Annotated in this window: 22 protein-coding genes; 9 read left to right on the top strand and 13 right to left on the bottom strand. The window is 38.4% G+C overall.

What is annotated here, in order from left to right; all coding sequences use genetic code 11:
• Positions 1–48: 48 nt before the first annotated feature.
• From AC4IF5_RS10750 to AC4IF5_RS10735, 4 genes are all read right to left on the bottom strand, one after another.
• Positions 49–915: an NAD kinase gene (locus AC4IF5_RS10750; RefSeq protein ID WP_490734349.1), complete on the bottom strand. Its 867-nt coding sequence runs from the start codon at positions 913–915 to the stop codon at positions 49–51.
• 1 nt (position 916) lies between these two features.
• On the bottom strand, positions 917–1,570 hold the full coding sequence (locus AC4IF5_RS10745; protein WP_490734347.1) for a CBS domain-containing protein: 654 nt from the start codon (positions 1,568–1,570) through the stop codon (positions 917–919).
• Positions 1,571–1,757: 187 nt separating this feature from the next.
• Entirely contained in the window at positions 1,758–2,288 is a 531-nt protein-coding gene (locus AC4IF5_RS10740; protein ID WP_490734346.1) for an RNA methyltransferase, read from the bottom strand.
• A gap of 5 nt (positions 2,289–2,293) precedes the next feature.
• Positions 2,294–2,914 carry a toxin-antitoxin system YwqK family antitoxin gene (locus AC4IF5_RS10735; protein ID WP_490734344.1) on the bottom strand — a complete coding sequence of 207 codons (621 nt, stop codon included), beginning with the start codon at positions 2,912–2,914 and terminating at the stop codon, positions 2,294–2,296.
• Positions 2,915–2,969: 55 nt separating this feature from the next.
• Here AC4IF5_RS10735 and AC4IF5_RS10730 point away from each other — a divergent pair, with 55 nt between their 5' ends.
• Complete coding sequence (locus tag AC4IF5_RS10730; RefSeq protein ID WP_490734342.1) at positions 2,970–3,569, top strand: hypothetical protein; 600 nt, start codon at positions 2,970–2,972, stop codon at positions 3,567–3,569.
• A gap of 12 nt (positions 3,570–3,581) precedes the next feature.
• Here AC4IF5_RS10730 and AC4IF5_RS10725 read toward each other — a convergent pair whose 3' ends face one another.
• Positions 3,582–4,460 (bottom strand): bestrophin family protein, encoded by an 879-nt coding sequence (locus tag AC4IF5_RS10725; RefSeq protein WP_490734340.1) that lies wholly within the window; start codon positions 4,458–4,460, stop codon positions 3,582–3,584.
• Positions 4,461–4,874: 414 nt separating this feature from the next.
• On the opposite strand from AC4IF5_RS10725, the gene AC4IF5_RS10720 reads away from it, so the two are divergent.
• On the top strand, positions 4,875–5,756 hold the full coding sequence (locus tag AC4IF5_RS10720) for a cupin-like domain-containing protein (protein ID WP_490734338.1): 882 nt from the start codon (positions 4,875–4,877) through the stop codon (positions 5,754–5,756).
• Positions 5,757–5,872: 116 nt separating this feature from the next.
• On the opposite strand, the gene AC4IF5_RS10715 is transcribed toward AC4IF5_RS10720, so the two are convergent.
• Positions 5,873–6,403, bottom strand: a complete 531-nt coding sequence (locus tag AC4IF5_RS10715; protein WP_490734336.1) for a GNAT family N-acetyltransferase — start codon at positions 6,401–6,403, stop codon at positions 5,873–5,875.
• 115 nt (positions 6,404–6,518) lie between these two features.
• Here AC4IF5_RS10715 and mutS point away from each other — a divergent pair, with 115 nt between their 5' ends.
• Entirely contained in the window at positions 6,519–9,107 is a 2,589-nt protein-coding gene (gene mutS, locus AC4IF5_RS10710; protein ID WP_490734334.1) for a DNA mismatch repair protein MutS, read from the top strand.
• 34 nt (positions 9,108–9,141) lie between these two features.
• Here the strand turns inward: mutS and AC4IF5_RS10705 are convergent, their stop codons facing one another.
• The 3 genes from AC4IF5_RS10705 to AC4IF5_RS10695 form a co-directional block, all read right to left on the bottom strand.
• On the bottom strand, positions 9,142–9,303 hold the full coding sequence (locus tag AC4IF5_RS10705) for a bacteriocin (protein ID WP_490734332.1): 162 nt from the start codon (positions 9,301–9,303) through the stop codon (positions 9,142–9,144).
• A 138-nt stretch (positions 9,304–9,441) separates the two neighbouring features.
• Positions 9,442–9,600 (bottom strand): class IIb bacteriocin, lactobin A/cerein 7B family, encoded by a 159-nt coding sequence (locus AC4IF5_RS10700; protein ID WP_490734330.1) that lies wholly within the window; start codon positions 9,598–9,600, stop codon positions 9,442–9,444.
• 38 nt (positions 9,601–9,638) lie between these two features.
• Positions 9,639–9,800 (bottom strand): hypothetical protein, encoded by a 162-nt coding sequence (locus AC4IF5_RS10695; protein WP_490734328.1) that lies wholly within the window; start codon positions 9,798–9,800, stop codon positions 9,639–9,641.
• A 149-nt stretch (positions 9,801–9,949) separates the two neighbouring features.
• On the opposite strand from AC4IF5_RS10695, the gene AC4IF5_RS10690 reads away from it, so the two are divergent.
• The 3 genes from AC4IF5_RS10690 to AC4IF5_RS10680 all read left to right on the top strand — a co-directional run bounded on the left by AC4IF5_RS10690 (position 9,950) and on the right by AC4IF5_RS10680 (position 11,583).
• The gene (locus tag AC4IF5_RS10690; RefSeq protein WP_490734326.1) at positions 9,950–10,438 is read left to right on the top strand and encodes a TlpA family protein disulfide reductase; all 489 of its coding nucleotides are present in this window, start codon (positions 9,950–9,952) and stop codon (positions 10,436–10,438) included.
• An 11-nt stretch (positions 10,439–10,449) separates the two neighbouring features.
• Complete coding sequence (locus tag AC4IF5_RS10685) at positions 10,450–11,106, top strand: thioredoxin family protein (protein WP_490734324.1); 657 nt, start codon at positions 10,450–10,452, stop codon at positions 11,104–11,106.
• Between the two features lie 75 nt (positions 11,107–11,181).
• On the top strand, positions 11,182–11,583 hold the full coding sequence (locus tag AC4IF5_RS10680) for a ribosomal maturation YjgA family protein (protein ID WP_490734322.1): 402 nt from the start codon (positions 11,182–11,184) through the stop codon (positions 11,581–11,583).
• 19 nt (positions 11,584–11,602) lie between these two features.
• Here the strand turns inward: AC4IF5_RS10680 and AC4IF5_RS10675 are convergent, their stop codons facing one another.
• The 4 genes from AC4IF5_RS10675 to AC4IF5_RS10660 are packed head-to-tail and all read right to left on the bottom strand — an operon-like array spanning position 11,603 to position 14,795.
• A complete protein-coding gene (locus AC4IF5_RS10675; protein WP_490734320.1) occupies positions 11,603–12,523 on the bottom strand; it encodes a YARHG domain-containing protein in 921 nt (306 codons plus the stop codon).
• Positions 12,520–13,158: a DUF2306 domain-containing protein gene (locus AC4IF5_RS10670; RefSeq protein ID WP_490734318.1), complete on the bottom strand. Its 639-nt coding sequence runs from the start codon at positions 13,156–13,158 to the stop codon at positions 12,520–12,522. The genes AC4IF5_RS10675 and AC4IF5_RS10670 overlap by 4 nt, the downstream gene beginning before the upstream one ends.
• Positions 13,159–13,162: 4 nt before the next feature.
• Complete coding sequence (locus AC4IF5_RS10665; RefSeq protein ID WP_490734316.1) at positions 13,163–13,570, bottom strand: energy transducer TonB; 408 nt, start codon at positions 13,568–13,570, stop codon at positions 13,163–13,165.
• 22 nt (positions 13,571–13,592) lie between these two features.
• On the bottom strand, positions 13,593–14,795 hold the full coding sequence (locus AC4IF5_RS10660) for a BaiN/RdsA family NAD(P)/FAD-dependent oxidoreductase (protein ID WP_490734314.1): 1,203 nt from the start codon (positions 14,793–14,795) through the stop codon (positions 13,593–13,595).
• 114 nt (positions 14,796–14,909) lie between these two features.
• On the opposite strand from AC4IF5_RS10660, the gene AC4IF5_RS10655 reads away from it, so the two are divergent.
• The 3 genes from AC4IF5_RS10655 (at position 14,910) to AC4IF5_RS10645 (ending at position 17,458) form a co-directional block, all read left to right on the top strand.
• Complete coding sequence (locus AC4IF5_RS10655) at positions 14,910–15,404, top strand: acyl-CoA thioesterase (protein ID WP_490734313.1); 495 nt, start codon at positions 14,910–14,912, stop codon at positions 15,402–15,404.
• Positions 15,405–15,486: 82 nt separating this feature from the next.
• Positions 15,487–16,548: a thiamine-phosphate kinase gene (gene thiL / locus AC4IF5_RS10650; protein ID WP_490734311.1), complete on the top strand. Its 1,062-nt coding sequence runs from the start codon at positions 15,487–15,489 to the stop codon at positions 16,546–16,548.
• A gap of 91 nt (positions 16,549–16,639) precedes the next feature.
• A complete protein-coding gene (locus AC4IF5_RS10645; RefSeq protein WP_490734310.1) occupies positions 16,640–17,458 on the top strand; it encodes a helix-turn-helix domain-containing protein in 819 nt (272 codons plus the stop codon).
• Positions 17,459–17,520 lie beyond the last annotated feature (62 nt).

Raw genomic sequence — 17,520 nt, 5'->3', positions numbered from 1 at the left:
TATTAGGTGTTTTAATTTCGTGTAAAGGTAATCATTTTTAAGAAATTACTAATTTCTTTTGTCCCGTCCCCAAAGCAGCTTCTGGCGGATGGTTTCGTAGAAGCTCAAACTGTTGGGCTGTACCAGAAGAAGCTGAAATCCTGCCTTTTTGATGATGATTTCCTTGTCGGTTTCGATATGTATCAGCCGGGAGTCTAAGGAAAGAGAGTATTGTGGTACACGGCTTTCCACCCTGAGCTTTATCTCTACTTTATCATTCACTACCAAAGGTCTTACATTCAGATTGTGAGGGGCGATCGGTGTGATGACAAAATTTTCGTTGTTCGGAGAAATGATAGGTCCTCCACAGCTCAGAGAGTAGGCGGTAGAACCGGTAGGTGTTGAAATGATTACGCCATCTCCCCAGAATACATTTAGAAATTCACCATTGATGTAGGAATCTACGGTGATCATCGATGTGGTTTCCTTTCTGGAAACGGTAACGTCATTCAATGCGTAAGGGAAAGAGCCTTCCAGTTTGGGTGAAACAACTTCAATCACAGCACGGCGGCTTGTTTTTACATCTCCTTTTAAGATGGAATCCAGTTCTTTAAAAGCTTCTTCTTTAGTGAAAAAAGCAAGAAATCCCAGTCTTCCTGTATTTACCCCTACAACAGGGATCTCAAGATCTTCAATGAATGTCAGTGAATTTACAATCGTTCCGTCACCTCCGAAAGTGAAGAACAGATCTACTTCTTTATCCAAAAGATCCTGCTTGCAGTTGAAGGTCTCGAAAATTTTTGAAAACTGAAGCGCTTCAGCCATTTCATCGTACAGAACAGATTTTACACCTCTGGTTTCAAGTTCAGAGATAAACTTGCTTAAATATAAAAAAGTATCAAGATCTTTTTTCTGAGAATATATGGCTGCCTTCATGTTATATTTCTATGAATTTTTGGAAAAAACCAAATCGGTCTTTAAACAGATCGGTTTTTTCATCAGAATAGTATTTTTCAACAATTCTGTAGTCATACCGGTCAAAAGTTGAGTCTATCGAAGCCAGATTTTCGTTGCTGATCTTGATGGTGATATGGATCACTTCTTCAGACATGAAACTTATGAACCCTCCGTAGAATTTTGAATTATTGCTCTCTACAATATTGGCAATCTCTGTCATTGAGTATTTTCTGGCGGGCGTTTCTATCGTTAGGATAGCTCCTGTTTCCGAAAACAACGGATAACGGGACAGGACCTGGAAAATGTCCTCACAGGTAATATATCCCAGATACTTTTCATTCTTGCTGATCACCGGGATCACATTGGATCCGAACGTATAGAACAGACGGATGCTGTCCATGATATTGTTGTCTTCCAGGATGGCAAACCGCTCGATCTGATGCTCAAGTTCTTTCAGCGTTCCCCCGTCTTCCTCATAAAGAAAGTCTTTGGCAAGAGCCCCATAAAAATGATGGGATTTTTTGATGAAAATATGGGAATATCCAAAATCCTCCAATATATTTCTGGCCGATTCAATGGAATCAGACAGGCTAAAACACGGAAAGTCTTTTGAGATATAGTCCTTGATAAACATTGTGCTAATTTATAAAAAATTAAATGAAACTTTTTCTGAAAACATGACTTTTTTTAAACCCGGACAAAAAAAGTGACTTTAAAATTTGTTTGTAAAGAAAAAAAAGGTACCTTTGTCGCCTTTCATTTTTACTTTTTATTAGATTTATTTCAAACTGCACTGTCTGTTAATGACATATGCAGTTTTTTTATTTTAAGGCTTTTGCAAATTCCCACATGACAATTCCGCCGCATACGCTTACATTCAGAGAATGCTTTGTACCAAGCTGTGGAATTTCCAGGAAAACATCAATATTGGGCAGAACTTCATCGCTGATTCCTTCTACTTCATTCCCTAAGATCAAAGCATATTTTTTTGATCTGTCAATCGTGAAATCAGTAATAAGCTGACTGTCGGTAGTTTGTTCAATTCCTATAATTTCGTAACCTTTGCTTTTCAGGTCTGCAATAGCATTGTTGGTTTCTTCTTCGTGGGCCCAGTCTACACTTTCCGTAGCGCCTAACGCTGCTTTGTGAATCTCCCGGTGAGGCGGTTGCGGGGTAATTCCGCAAAGGATTATTTTTTCGACCAGAAATGCGTCAGCTGTCCTGAAGGCAGCTCCCACATTATGCATGCTTCTGATATTGTCTAAAATGATGACTAATGGAATTTTTTCAACCTTCTTAAATGTTTCTACATCTATCCTGTTCAGTTCTTCCAGTTTTAGTTTCTGTACCAATTGTATTATTTTGTTGAGATTAATTTTCCGTCTTTGTAGACCTCTGTTTTTTCAATGCTTCCGTCTTCGCGGTAATGAATTCTGTTGCCATTCCATTTATCATTGACGAATTCTGTCTCACGCTGTATTTTACCTGATGGATAAAAGACTTTCCATTTTCCGGTAGCAATACCGTTTTCATAATAACCGATCTGTTTTATCGATTTCCCGTCTTCATGGAATAGCCTGGTCTCTCCGTGCAGTTTGGCAAATTTATAATGAGAAATTTCTTCCACTTTACCGGAAGGAGAATAAAAAGTGCCTGTAAAGCTATTGTCATAGATATTCTTTTCTCCGTTTGTGAAAACTTCCTTAGACGTCAGAACTCCATTTTTATCATAGTAGCTCCATTCCTTTACCTTGAAATCTTTTTTGTATTCTCCTTTTGCATTTACTTTTCCGTTTTCATGATAAAAGACCGCGTCACCTTCTTTTTTTCCTTTTTTCCATTCAACAACGTTTTTTACCTGCCCGTTGTCAAAAAACTCTTTACAGGATCCTTCCTGCAGTCCGTCTTTATATCCGCAGGGTTTCTGCGCCAGCACGAGGGACGAAGCAGAAAAAAATAATAGAAGAGCGTATTTCATAGCTATTTTTATTTCAAAAATAGTAAAATACTTATATTTGACTCAAAAATATACTATGAAAAAATTATTCACTTTATTCATACTGATATTGGCTTTTTTCTCTTCAAAGGCTCAGAACACGTATTATCCGCAGGCTTTTTTTGATAAAAAACTAGCCCGTGAAATGCTTGCATTCGGAAATTCCACAATTGAAGGGGTGGCTTCTACCAAACAAAAAAACAATTGGGGAATCAAGCCCTTGCTGGGACAGAAACATTATGCGGCTAAAGGAACTGTTGTTATGCTTTTTCCGGTAACTCCTTATTTTGAGGAATTTTACAACATGAGAAAAAAGTATGAAAACAAGAAAACGACGGTCTATATGTCTGAAGAAGCTTTTAAATACAGAATAGAAGCATTAACGGATGATCATGGCAGATTTAAATTTGAAAAATTAAAACCCGGGAAATATTATCTTGAAACGATTGTGAACTTTACTGCAACGGCAAGTTATCAGAAGCAGACAGGAACTTCAGATGCATATAACGGTTATGGGAACTATCTGTATTCTACACCGATATACAGTACATTTTTCTACGGATATGACGCTGCAAACCGGGAAAGTAAGTTTGTAGAAATCAAAGCAGACGGCGAATTAAAAGAAATCAACCTTTAAGAGGTTGATTTTTTATTTTCGGCTCATGATCTGATGCACATTTTTCTCAATATTCTGGGCTAATGTTTCCATTGGGATATCATTCTCATCATTATTGAAAGGATCTTCAATCTCTTCAGCAATAAGCTCAAGGCTCATCAGTACATAATATACAAAAACGGTAAGCGGGATCATAAAAAGCCCTATTGTAATGACATACGCAATGGGTAAAGCAAAAACATACAGAATAATGAACTTCTTGATAAAAGAAGAATAAGAATAGGGAATAGGAGTGTTTTTAATTCTTTCACATCCACCGCACACATCCAGGAATCCGGAAAGCTGGGTATCTAAATACAGCATTTCAATTTCTGAAATCTTACCTTCTTTTTTAAGCTGGTTTAGCTTATGGTTCAAAAGGATAATTATTTCACTCGGTCCGTGATTTTTCAGTGACTTTTCAATTTCAGAGTAATCTTCATCCAGAGCCAGCCTTGTTGATTCCTTGGAAAGGTGCTTGGCTAAAAAGTGCGGAAAAAACTTCAGATATCTTGCAATCTGTTCTGCATCCTGACGGCTGTCTCCAAGAATAGTATTGATCTTTATGGCAAAGTTTCTGGTATCGTTTACCAGTTTACCCCAAAGCTTCCTTCCTTCCCACCATCTGTCATATGCGGTATTGGTCCTGAAAACCAGGAGAAGTGAAAGCACAAAACCCAGTAAAGAATGGATCATTCCTACATTGCTTACCCCTGATTTTGAAGTAAGGTGAAGATATTCCACTTCTAAATACTGAATGCCCCATGAGTATAGCCCCACCAGAATCATGCTTGGAAAAAGAATTTTTAAGGTGTCGCTTTTGTGTAAGCTGAAAAGGATTCTAAGGAAATGTTTGGTATTGTAAACTCTCATAAATTCACTTAATATTACAAATATAATTTTTTTTTCGGTTAGTGTTGATTTATGGAAAACCGTAAAGCCTGTTATGACAAACTTCTTTATTTTGTTAAAAAAATAAAATGGGCTATTACAGAAAAGGACATTTCAAGAAAAATGGAACTTGGGTGAGCGGACATTATGTAAGTACTTTTGGCAGAAGAAAAAAGAGATCTAAAAATCCTCAAGGTTGTGCAGTGATTATCTTTGGGGGAATAATTTCAGTCTTGTTGTATGTATTAAACTGACTTTGATTGTCTGTAAAGCAAGATTTTGAAAAATACGAAAAAGATATAATCCCTGGTTTCTCTATTCTCTTCCCTAAGTCGTATAAAATTTTCGCAGGTTTCAAAAAAAGACTATTTTTATTTCGCCTTAAATACAAAATACATGATCCTCGAAAAAGTAGATGTTGTCAATGATATCAGTAAAGAAGACTTTCAGAAGAGTTATTTCAAAAAGCAGAAACCTCTTTTGATTAAGAATTTTGCAAGCCGCTGGGATGCTTTTGATAAATGGAATCTTGCTTATATCCGTGAAAAAGCTGGTGACCAGGAAGTTCCGCTGTATGATAATAAACCTGCTGATGCGGCAAAAAGCTCTGATGCTCCGGTAACGCACATGAAAATGAAGGATTATATTGATACGATAAAAAGCAGACCTTCGGACCTTCGGATCTTTTTCTATATCATTACAGACAGGCTTCCTGAGCTATTGAAAAATTTTACGTATCCGGACCTGGGAATGAAGTTCTTTAAAAGGCTTCCGACGTTATTCTTCGGGGGGAGCGAAGCTCATGTATTGATGCATTATGATGTAGACCTGGGCGACTTTATGCATATTCATTTTGAGGGAAAGAAAAGAATTCTGCTTTTTGACCAGAAGCAGTCTCCATTTTTATACAAAGTTCCGCTATCCGTTCATACCATCTACGATCTGGATTATGAAAATCCTGATTACGAAAAGTTTCCTGCCTTACAATATGCCAAAGGATACGAAATTTTCATGGAACATGGTGATGCGTTATTTATTCCGGGAGCTTTCTGGCATTTCAACCGGTATCTTGAACCTGGGTTTTCTCTGTCTTTAAGGGCTCTTCCGAATAAACCGAATGTTTTTGCCAATATGCTTTACCATGTTTTTATCATGAGATACACCGATAAGATTATGCGTAAACTGTTTAAAGCTAAGTGGGTGAATTATAAGCAGAAATGGGCGTATAAGAAAAGCACGGAGGCTTTGGAAAAGCATTTGAAAACGGGAAATGGATAAGCGGGAAGATCTGTATGCCTAAAGAAGATCTTAAACCCTATCTGTAATACTCGTTTTCGTCAAATAATGGTCAGAAGTCTGCGGTCAAATAGTACTTCCGGCTTCTTGCTACAGCCCTATTTATTAATTAACCCAAAGATGGTTGCATCTACAAATTTTCCTTTTTCGAAAAAGTAATCTCTAAGAGTGCCTTCTTTCTGGAAATTCAGGGAAGTTAGAAGCTTTTCAGAAGAAATATTGGCAGGATCAATAAAGGCATCTACACGGTGTAACCTCATCGTTTCAAACCCGAAAGTCAAAATAGGAAGGATGGCTTCTTTCATATAAGACTGCCGCCAGAAAAGAGGATTAAGTTCATATCCTATTTCTGCCTTGAAATGCTCACGATACCAGTTGTGATAGCCGCAGGTACCGATTACCTTTTTTTGAGACCTGAGCTCCAGAGCCCAGCGGAATCCTTTTCCTTTTTCAAACTGCCTATTGAAATGCTGGATGATGCGCTGTGCATCTTCCAATGTTTTGAAGGTTTCAAGGTCATAATATTCCATAACTTCATCCTGAGAAAAATACTCAAAAAGGTCTTCAGTATCGTTAAGGGTAAGCCTCCGCAATATAAGTCTTTCGGTCTCTAAAACAGGAAATTCCATGAATAATGTGATTTGATGGTGAAAATACGATTAATTACCGATAAAGAAAAGACCATTCAAAGATTATTCCCTAACCCTGAATTTATTTTTTTAAATTTGGGGCTCATTTTTTACTATGGCAAAATCGAAGAAGGAAACCCCATTAATGACGCAGTACAATACCATCAAGGGAAAATACCCTGATGCGCTTTTACTTTTCAGGGTAGGGGACTTTTATGAAACTTTTGGGCAGGATGCTGTAAAAACATCCCAGATCCTGGGTATTGTTCTTACCAAAAGAAATAACGGAGAGGGAAGTGTGGAACTGGCGGGTTTCCCCCATCATTCCATAGATTCTTACCTTCCGAAACTGGTAAGGGCAGGAATGAGAGTGGCGATCTGTGACCAGCTGGAAGATCCGAAAATGGTCAAAGGAATTGTAAAAAGAGGAGTGACGGAACTGGTGACTCCCGGAGTTACTTTCAATGACCAGGTATTGAATTCAAAAAAGAATAATTTCCTGCTTTCCTTACACAAAGAAAAAGAGAAATACGGGATAGCCTTAGTAGATATTTCCACAGGAGAGTTTCTGGTAAGTGAAGGAAATCTGGAAAAGCTGTTGCATATTGTGAATACTTTTGATCCTAGTGAGATCATTTTTCAGAGAAGTGTACAGATCCCGGAACAGTTTAAGAATAAAAATGCCTTTAAGCTGGAAGATTGGGCTTTTCAGTATAATTTTGCCTACGAAAAACTTACTAACCACTTTAAGACCAATTCATTAAAAGGATTTGGTGTTGAAAACCTTCCGTTAGCCATTACCGCAGCAGGAGCGATTTTTGCTTATCTGGTAGAAGATACGCATCATAATCTGCTTTCCCATATCACAAAGCTTCAGATCATTCCGCAGGAAGATTACCTGATGATGGATAATTTTACCTTAAGGAATCTGGAGATCGTTTATCCGAGCAATCCACAAGGAAAGTCATTACTGGATATTATAGATAAGACTTCTACGCCGATGGGAGGAAGATTGCTGAGAAGAAGGATCATCCTTCCTTTAAAATCTGTGGATGAAATTATGAGGAGACTTTCTCTGATTGATTTCTTAAATGAAAATGATAGCCTGAAATATGAGGTCTGTCAACTGCTGAAGTCTATTTCTGATCTTGACAGATTGATGGGGAAGCTGGCTGCAGAGAAAATTTCACCTAAAGAGCTTGGATATCTGCGCCAAAGCTTAATCAATATCCATAAGATCAAAGCCTTGTTATATCCTCATGCGGATGTGCTGGCATGGCTTGATCCTTTATTTGATCTGGAAGAACTTATTAAATTCCTTCAGAGTCATCTTAATGAAGAGCTTCCGGTAAGTATTGCCAAAGGAAATATCATTAAAGAAGGTGTTTCCGAAGAGCTGGACAGATTGAGAAATCTGCAGAGTAAAGGTCGTGGGTTCCTGGATGAGATGTGCCAGAGAGAAATTGAAAGAACAGGGATTACAAGCCTTAAAATTGATTTTAATAACGTTTTCGGGTATTATATCGAAGTCAGGAATACCCATAAAGATAAGGTCCCTGATGACTGGGTGAGAAAGCAAACTCTGGTGAATGCCGAAAGATACATTACTGAAGAATTGAAAGAATACGAAAACCAGATTCTGGGTGCTGAAGAAAAGATCGGCGTTCTGGAAACTTCACTTTACAGGAATGTATGTACAGAAACAATGGTCTATATCGATCAGATTCAGGGAAATTCGAATATCATTGCCCAGCTTGATGTAGCGGCCGGATTATCTGAGCTGGCTGTTTCTGAAAGCTATACCAAGCCTGTTTTGAACGATGGCTATGCGATTGATCTGAAAGAGGCAAGACACCCGATCATTGAGAATGCTCTGCCATTAGGAGAAAAGTATATTCCGAACGATATTTTTCTGGATAAAGACTCCCAGCAGATCATTATGGTTACAGGTCCCAACATGGCCGGTAAGTCGGCGATCCTGCGTCAGACAGCTATTGTCTGCCTGCTGGCTCAGATCGGAAGCTTTGTACCTGCCAAACATGCCGAGATCGGAATGCTGGATAAGATCTTTACAAGGGTAGGCGCTACGGATAATATTTCCGCAGGTGAATCTACATTCATGGTTGAGATGAACGAAGCGGCGAATATCCTGAATAATATTTCAGAGCGAAGCCTTATTTTACTTGATGAGATCGGTCGCGGAACTTCTACCTACGACGGAGTTTCTATTGCCTGGGCGATTGCGGAATATCTGCACCAGCATCCTACACAGGCTAAAACCTTGTTTGCAACCCATTATCATGAGCTGAACGAAATGACGGTGAATTTTGAAAGGGTGAAAAACTTCCACGTATCTATCCAGGAGAACAAAGGAAACATTATTTTCCTGAGAAAACTGGTTCCGGGGGGAAGTGAGCACAGCTTTGGTATTCATGTTGCAAAACTGGCCGGAATGCCTTCCAAAGTGGTGAACAGGGCCAATGAGATCCTTAAAACCCTTGAGGCAAGCAGAACGCAGGGAAGCGGAACCTCAGAAAGCATCAAAAGGGTAACTGAAGAAAATATGCAGCTTTCTTTCTTCCAGCTGGATGATCCTGTTCTGGAGAATATCCGTGAAGAACTGACAAAGATAGATATCAACACCCTGACACCGATTGAAGCTTTAATGAAGCTGAATGCTATAAAAAAAATGATTGGAGGATAATCCAATCATTTTTTATTGATAAGGTTAAATTCAGTTAGCAGCAATATCCGTTTTTACCTACCGGGCCAATGATCATAAAATGACTGCTCACGCCTTTAAGTTTGCATAGTCCTTCTTGGCAGTTGCCTGCACCTCCGTTAATCTCTTTTAATTCATTTTTAGTAAGTTTCCTTTTTTGAATGTTTGATTTTTTCATAATAATTTTAATTGGGTTGTAAGCTAATGTGTTTTTTGTTCGTACAAAATATTGACAAACAATCTATTGTGTTGTGTGAAATGTAGTTTCAAACTAATTCTAATGAATATTTTTTGTTTTTCTGGTGTACTTCAGGCATTAACAACAGTATCCGTTTTTTCCCACCGGGCCGATAACGTATTCATCTTCGCTGATCTTACAAAGCCCTTCCGGGCAGATGACAGGACCTGCGCCTCCGTTGATCTCTTTTAATTCATTTTTAGTGAGCTTTCTCTTTTGAATGTTTGACTTTTTCATAATGTTTGTAATTTGTTTTTTCGTTTAAAAATCTCTGATTAACAGCAATATTCTCCCTGGATACCTGGAACTCCGATTAATTCTTCGCCAGTCCATCGGTCAAAGCAGCTGAATACCACCGGGCAGACAGGCCCCGCACCACTGATCTTTTTCAATTCTTTCTTAGAAAGTTTCTTTTTCTGAATGTTTGTTTTTTTCATGATATTTTTAATTTGATGGTAAGCTAATTTACGTTTTATTCTAAATAATTCAACGGTTAGTGAAAGAAAATAATATATTAAATGGAATAATTAACAAAGTTTAACAGGTTGATAGTCATAGAGAAAGAAAGCAATCATTAATTTTGAATATGAAGAATTTGATAAAAATAGTAGTTTTGTTTCTGTTTTGTTCAGTGTTTAAGGCCCAGCAGACAGAGGTGAGTGTAATGAAATACGAAGATCTTGAAAAACGGATTCAGCAGGAAAAGGATAAAGTTCTTGTAGTCAACTTCTGGGCAACAACCTGTGCACCCTGTGTGAAGGAGCTTCCTCACTTTATGGAGGTCAATAATAAGCACAGGGATAATCCAAAGCTTAAAATGCTTCTGGTTTCACTGGACAGGCTGGTAGATAAAGAAAGAGTCCTGAAGTTTATTAAAAATAAAAACCTTACTGCTGAGGTCATATTGCTGGATGATATTAAAAGAATGAATACCTGGATCCCAAGATTCGAGAAAAGCTGGGATGGGAATATTCCGGTAACGCTGTTCTATAAGAACGGAGAGAAGGTCCATTTCAACGATGGGGAAATGAGTAAGGAAGAACTTGAAAAAACAATTACAGAAAATCTACAATAAAATAATCTATTATGAAAAATCTGAAAATTTTAATGACAGTATGTATCGCCGGATTGGGGCTGCTAAGCTTTACAACGGCCGGTCCTGATAAGAATAAGGAGCAGAAAGAACATGCTTCTGCGGCAAAAGGCTATGAAGTGGGGGATGAAGCTATTGATTTTAAGCTTAAAAATATTGACGGTACAATGGTTTCTTTAAGCGATTTTAAAAGTGCAAAAGGATTTATTGTGATATTTACCTGCAATCACTGCCCGTATGCAAAGAAATATGAAGACCGCATCATTGAGCTTGATAAAAAATACAAAGACCAGGGCTATCCGGTGATCGCCATCAATCCGAATGATCCCAATGTACAGCCAGAGGATGGCTATCAGCAGATGATCGACAGAGCCAAGCAGAAAGGATTTACGTTTCCGTATCTGGTAGATGAGGGACAGAAGATCTATCCGCAGTATGGCGCTACAAAAACACCTCATGTTTTTGTGCTGCAGAAAGAGAACGGGAAGAATATTGTAAAATACATTGGGGCCATTGACAACAATTACGACAATCCTAAAGATGTATCGGAATATTACGCTCAGGATGCTGTAAATGCACTGATAAAAGGAGAGCCTGTGAAAATGACAAAAACCGTAGCTATCGGATGTACGATCAAAGTAAAGAAATAATATATTTTGTCTTACATTTGGAATAATAATAAGATCGGTATTCCTGGAATGCCGATTTTTTATGCCCTAAAAAACATGAAATTAAAATTCAGCCTGAAATATTTCCTTCTGACCGTTTTTATTTTTCTGGTGGAAGTTTTAATCGCTACCCAACTGAAAGATATTTTCTTTGTAAGAGCCTATCTCGGTGATGTCATTGTGGTGATGCTTCTTTATACTTTTGCAAAAAGCTTTGTCAAAGTAAATGAGCAGAAACTGATTGCGGGAATTTTAATTTTTTCCTTTCTTGTAGAGTTTGCCCAGTATTTTAATATTGCGGAAAAACTAGGCTTCCGTCCTGGAAGCCTGATGTATATTGTGATCGGAAATTCTTTCTCCTGGATTGATATTCTGTGCTATACCATAGGCTGCCTGCTGCTCTACCTTTTTGTAAGAATGACAAAAGATGAAGCTTTAACATCAGCTTCCAATCCCTAGTCCCAGAAGCCTAAACCTGCTATCTACCAAAACTATCATACTTATCCTCAGCATATTTGGTGAACCGGTTCAGCAGGGCCACATTTTCTTTTTCCACGGGAGAAAGCTCATGATCTACGTTGTTGGAAACAGGAATATACCAGTCCGTCTGCTCAAAGAAGCTTCTGTAGGTTTCTTTTTTAAAGGAATAGCCATGTCTTGCGAATACAGAATTTTTGATGATCTCAAGATCCAGCTTTCTTAAATTTTTAAGATCTTTCTCTGTCAGTTTCTGCTTGGATGCGTTAAGCTTAAACACAGCGTCAGAGGCGATTCTGTTTTTGGATGTTGTATAGCTTTCCGTTTTTCCGGTTTCCTCATCGGTATATTTCTCGACAAATTCTTTAGGATTTGACCAGTCCACAAGGTCGGAATTCTTATCCAGCATGAAATTAGGATTGTAGACAAATTCTTTCTTCGTTAATCTAAGGGTTTTTAAAGGCGATTTTACTGCTGATTTGTCGAATGCATTCCACTTTCCGGTTAAGCTGTCACCATTCAGCTTTACTTCGAATCTGCCGTCTGTTTTGTCATTGCCGGGTTCATCCAGGATAAAAGATTTTGAAGCTTCATTGAAAACGCCCCTGAATGGTCTTTGATTCCCATTGACGATGCTTTGCCCATATACGCTGTCCTTTGTAATTCTGTTGATCTTCAAAGAAATTTTCTTGTAAATATCAACGTCGTATTCCGAGCCGTCCATTTCGTCAACTGTCTTTTCCATTCCGGCGAAATCACCAGTGTAAATCCCATAATATTCTTTATGGATCTCGGGAATGGCCATAGAATCTTTTTTTGCCGTTAGTGAATCTTTTCCGGATTCGTTGGTCTTTCCGTCTTTTTTACAGCTTATCAAAGAAACTGCAAGTAAAGAAATAAGGGTGTAATTTAAAATTTTCATATCTGTTTTTTTGTAATTAAATATTCAATTAAAAGGATATTGGGAACCCATCCCAGCCATGCAATGATCTGATAGACATCCATAGGATTGGGATGAAATAAATATACAATAATAACTTTCCACATCCGAAGGGTAATGGCCGATAATGTCAATGCAAAGCTCCGCCACATCCATTGCCTATGTTCTTTAAATTTTTTCTGTCTGGCGAGCCGGTATGCCTTAAAGGTAGAAAACCACCATAAAATGTCCAGAATAACGAATGAGATTTTTGAGAAGAGACCTCCGTTTGCAAAGATTCCCATATAAAATCCTGAGGGAGCCGCGAAAAGCAGGATGAGGAAGATATAGACCTTTCCCATATTCCGGTGAAAGTTTTTTACTCCAAAATTTTTCCTGAGAATTGCCAGAAAACCTGAAAGAAGGACAAAAATACTGGTATAAACATGGGTATAGAAAAAGCTGAGATATTCCGGTCTTTGCTGTACTTCTGTCTGCTTGATCATCAAAAAGCTGACATTAGGATCCAAAGGAATATATTCCAGCGTGATTTTCAGCATGAGCCAAAAGAAATATCCAAACCCCAGAATCAAAAGGATCTTAAAGAAAACTGAAATATTTCTTTTGACTGAAAGCATTTAATTATTCAAAATTAATGATAAAGGGAAGGCTGTACTGGATCACAATAGGAGCTCCGTTGTATTCTCCGGGGGTCCATTTGGTTTTCATGGACCTCATTACCCTTTCAACTTCTTTATTGGCTGTTTCGTTGTTCCCGGTTACAGAGATCTGTTCTATTTCACCCTGGGTATTGACTGAGAACTTTGCATTGGAATGTACTTTTCCGGCACCTCCTTTGATCCGTTTGGTATCTATCTTTTTAGCAACCTCTTTCATAAATACATTGATTCCACCGGGATATTCTGCCTGCTTACGCTGCTCTGGAATATTGCTGCCTGGAGCCTGAGAAGGAGGGTTCTCAGCTTTCTGTGTCTGAGAAAATACCGTAACAAATCCCAATAGCAAAATGAACATTAGTATCTTTTTCATAAATTTTGTTTTACGATTATTCTTATAAGCTGTTGAGGTCCTGGGCAATAAGCCATCCCTCACTCCAGCATGCCTGAAAGTTAAAGCCTCCCGTTACCGCATCTATATTTAATACTTCACCCGCAATATAAAAATTGGGAAGAAGTTTTGAAGACATGTTTTTAAAGTTAATTTCCTTTAAATCAACACCTCCGGCTGTTACAAACTCATCTTTAAAAGTAGATTTTCCGGTTACCTGGAACTTTTTCCGACAAAGATTTTCCAGTATCTTCTGCATTTCCTTTCCGGAAATATTAGCAACCTGCTTGTTGAGGTCAATTTTAGAAATATCTAAAATTTTCTGCCAGAATCTGTTGGTAATATCAAAAATCTTTGACTGTCCGATGGTCTTTTTAGGATTGCTTTGTTTGAAATGATGAAAAATTTCTTCCGCCTCATTCATTTCTATGGAAACAAAATTAACTTCAATTTCAAAGTTATATTTAAGTTTTGCCAGGCTTATGGCTTCCCATGCGGAAATTTTCAGCACAGCAGGTCCGGAAAGTCCCCAGTGCGTAATCAGCAAAGGTCCGCTTTCTTCAGTTTTAAGCTTTGGAATTGAAATTCCGGCATTTTCAAAGCTCGTTCCCGGAAGATCTTTCAGCAATTCATCTTTAATATTGAAAGTAAAAAGGGAAGGAACCAGATCTACAATCTTATGACCCAGATTTTCAACAATTTTCAACGATTTTGGAGAACTTCCGGTAGTATATACAATATAATCGGCCTCAAAATCTCCCGAATTGGTTTTTACGATATATTTTTCATCCTGCTTTTCGATCTCTTTTACCGCGCATTTGGTTTTTACAGAGACTTTTTTCTTTTGGATTTCATTCAGAAAAGTATTGATGATGGTCTGGGAAGAATTGCTTTCCGGAAAGGTCCTGTTATCGTTTTCTATTTTCAGGGGAACATCTCGCTGATCAAACCATTCCATCGTGTCACCGGGCTGGAATTTGGTGAAAACACTCAATAATTCCTTGTTCCCGCGGGGATAGAACTGTACGAGCTCTTTTGGGTCAAAACAGGCGTGTGTTACATTACAGCGTCCGCCTCCGGAAATTTTTACTTTCTGAAGGACATCCGAGTTCTGCTCTAAAATCGTAATATTATATTTCTTTTCGTCAAGGTTGGACGCGCAGAAAAAGCCAGCAGCGCCACCTCCGATAATGATGATCTGTTTCATGTATATGTAATCCTATGCTGAAGATTATTTTTTCAAAAGTACAATTTTTATAAACCATCTTATTTGAGTATTTTTGAAGATTATAATTTTAATTATACCAAAAACGATTTTCAAATGATTTTCTACCATAAATTTGAAGTACGATGGAGCGATCTTGATGCCAATAAGCACTTAGCCAATTCATCCTATGTACAGTATTGCGCACAAGCCAGAATGGCCTTTATGACCAAAGAGAAAATGGGGGTAACCCAGCTGAGCAGATGGGGTATTGGTCCTGTGATCCTGCACGAAAGATATTCTTTCTTTAAGGAGATCTATGCAGATCAGACCGTAATCGTAAGCGTGGAAATAGACGGATGTTCAGAAGACTCTTCTATCTACCGTTTTGTGCATAAATTCTATACACCGGACGGAATGCACTGTGCAACTGCTGAAGCTACCGGAGTATGGATCGATATGATGCTTAGAAAAATGACCACTCCACCGGATGATGTAGTGGAAGCAATGAATAAATATAAAAGCCCGGAAACAGTGGTATTGTCAAAAGAAGATTTTAAAAAATTTCCTTTTCACCCGCACAATATTGATCCGGCAGAATTTACAAAATAATTCAAAGTTTAAAGTTTGGAGTTTAGGAATGAGCTTACATCATTAATACTTTTTACATTGAATAATTAATACATAAAAAATTATGTTTGAAGATAAATCACCGGAACTTACACCCATTTCAAAACTGGGAGAGTTTGGTCTTATTAAACACCTGACGGAACACTTTCCTTTATCCAATGAATCTTCGGAGCTTGGAGTCGGAGATGATGCGGCGGTTATTAATCCCGGCAATAAAAAAGTAGTCCTTACGACAGATGTCCTGGCAGAAGGAGTACACTTTAATCTGGGCTATGTTCCTTTAAAGCATTTAGGGTATAAAGCTGTAGTGGTAAACCTCAGCGATATTGCGGCAATGAATGCGGTTCCTACACAAATCCTGGTTTCTCTGGCGGTTTCCAACCGTTTTCCGGTAGAAGCATTGGAAGAGATCTATGCAGGAATACAGGCTGCATGTGCAAGATATAAAGTTGACCTTATCGGAGGTGATACAACCAGCTCCAATTCAGGATTAGTGATGAGCATTACGGCTGTAGGAATTGAAGCAGATGAAAATATTGTGAAGAGAAGCGGTGCAAAACCTAATGATCTTCTTGTGGTAACAGGAGATTTGGGCGGAGCGTACATGGGGCTGCAGGTTCTGGAAAGAGAACATGCCGTTTACCTTGCCGATCCTAATATGCAGCCGGAAATGGAAGGCTATGATTATATCCTGGAGAGACAGCTGAAGCCTGAAGCAAGAACAGACGTTAAAAATATCTTAGAAGAGCTGGATATCAAACCTACTTCCATGATCGATATTTCAGATGGTTTAGCTTCTGAGATTCTTCATCTTTCCGATCATTCGAATGTTGGTTTCAGGCTGTATGAAGAAAAAGTCCCGATAGACAGTCTCACGATCTCTACAGCGGATGAAATGAACCTGAATCCTGTAATGGCGGCGTTAAGTGGAGGAGAGGATTATGAATTGCTTTTCACGATTTCGCCCAACGATTTTGATAAAATTAAAAACCATCCTGACTTTACCATAATAGGACATGCTGTTGAAAAAGAAGATGGAAACTTTATGGTAGCAAGAGGGTCCAACCAGCTGATTGCCCTTACGGCACAGGGATGGGATGCCTTCCTGGGTAGCCAGAATGGATAAATTATATTTAATTTTGAATATTGTAGAAAACCGCAGCACTTTTTTTGCTGTGGTTTTTGTTTATTACCTGTTGAACCCATAATGTAAACCGATGAATCCATTAGAAAAAGAGATCCCTGTCCACCATCTGACCTCCGAAGAGTTTCAGCTAAGTACTTTGGAAACCGGACATCCGGAGAATTTTAACGATGTTCACCGGCATAATTTTTTTGAAATCATCTGGTTTAATGAGGTCCATAAAAACAGCAAATTGGAACTGGATTTCGAAAGCCATATCCTGAATCATGATCAGATATGCATTATCGCTCCGGGACAGGTATTCAATATGAAGCTTCAGGGAGAAAAGGGATATGTGTTGGCTATAAGCCGGGAAATTTTTAAAGAAGCCTGTGATATAGAGCTGATCCTCACAGGAGGAACGATTCCTTTTTCTTTAGACCCTGAAAATATAAAAATCTGCAATACACTGATGTCATTGATGGAGCAGGAATATCATGGTGCTTCAAGAGTTGAATTGCTAAAAACCTATCTGAGAGCATTTTGTATTATCATCACAGAACAGATCAGTCTTCAGGATCCTTTGCTCAAAGACAGACAGCGGATCCAGGAGCTCATCAAGCTGATCGAAGAAAACTACACTATTCATAATGAAACGGGTTTCTATGCCGGCAGGCTTAAGATAAGTCCACATCACCTGAATGATATTGTCCGCCTGTCAAGAGGAACGACTGTGAAAAAGATGATTGCTCAGCGTCTGATCCTGGAAGCCAAAAGAGAGCTTAGCTTTGGAGCGTTGACGGTGAAAGAAATTGGCTTTAAATTAGGGTTCGCAGATGCTTCTTACTTTTCACGATTTTTCAAAAAACATACCGGACAACGGCCGGAAGAGTTTAAGGGCAGAAAAGTCTGATCCTCAGAAAGTTCCTTTTATTTTGATTTGAAATGAATATTTTAAGCAGGATTGCTGAAGTG

Source organism: Chryseobacterium sp. UF-290 (assembly GCF_058245615.1).
This window is presented reverse-complemented; position numbering and strand designations above follow the sequence as displayed.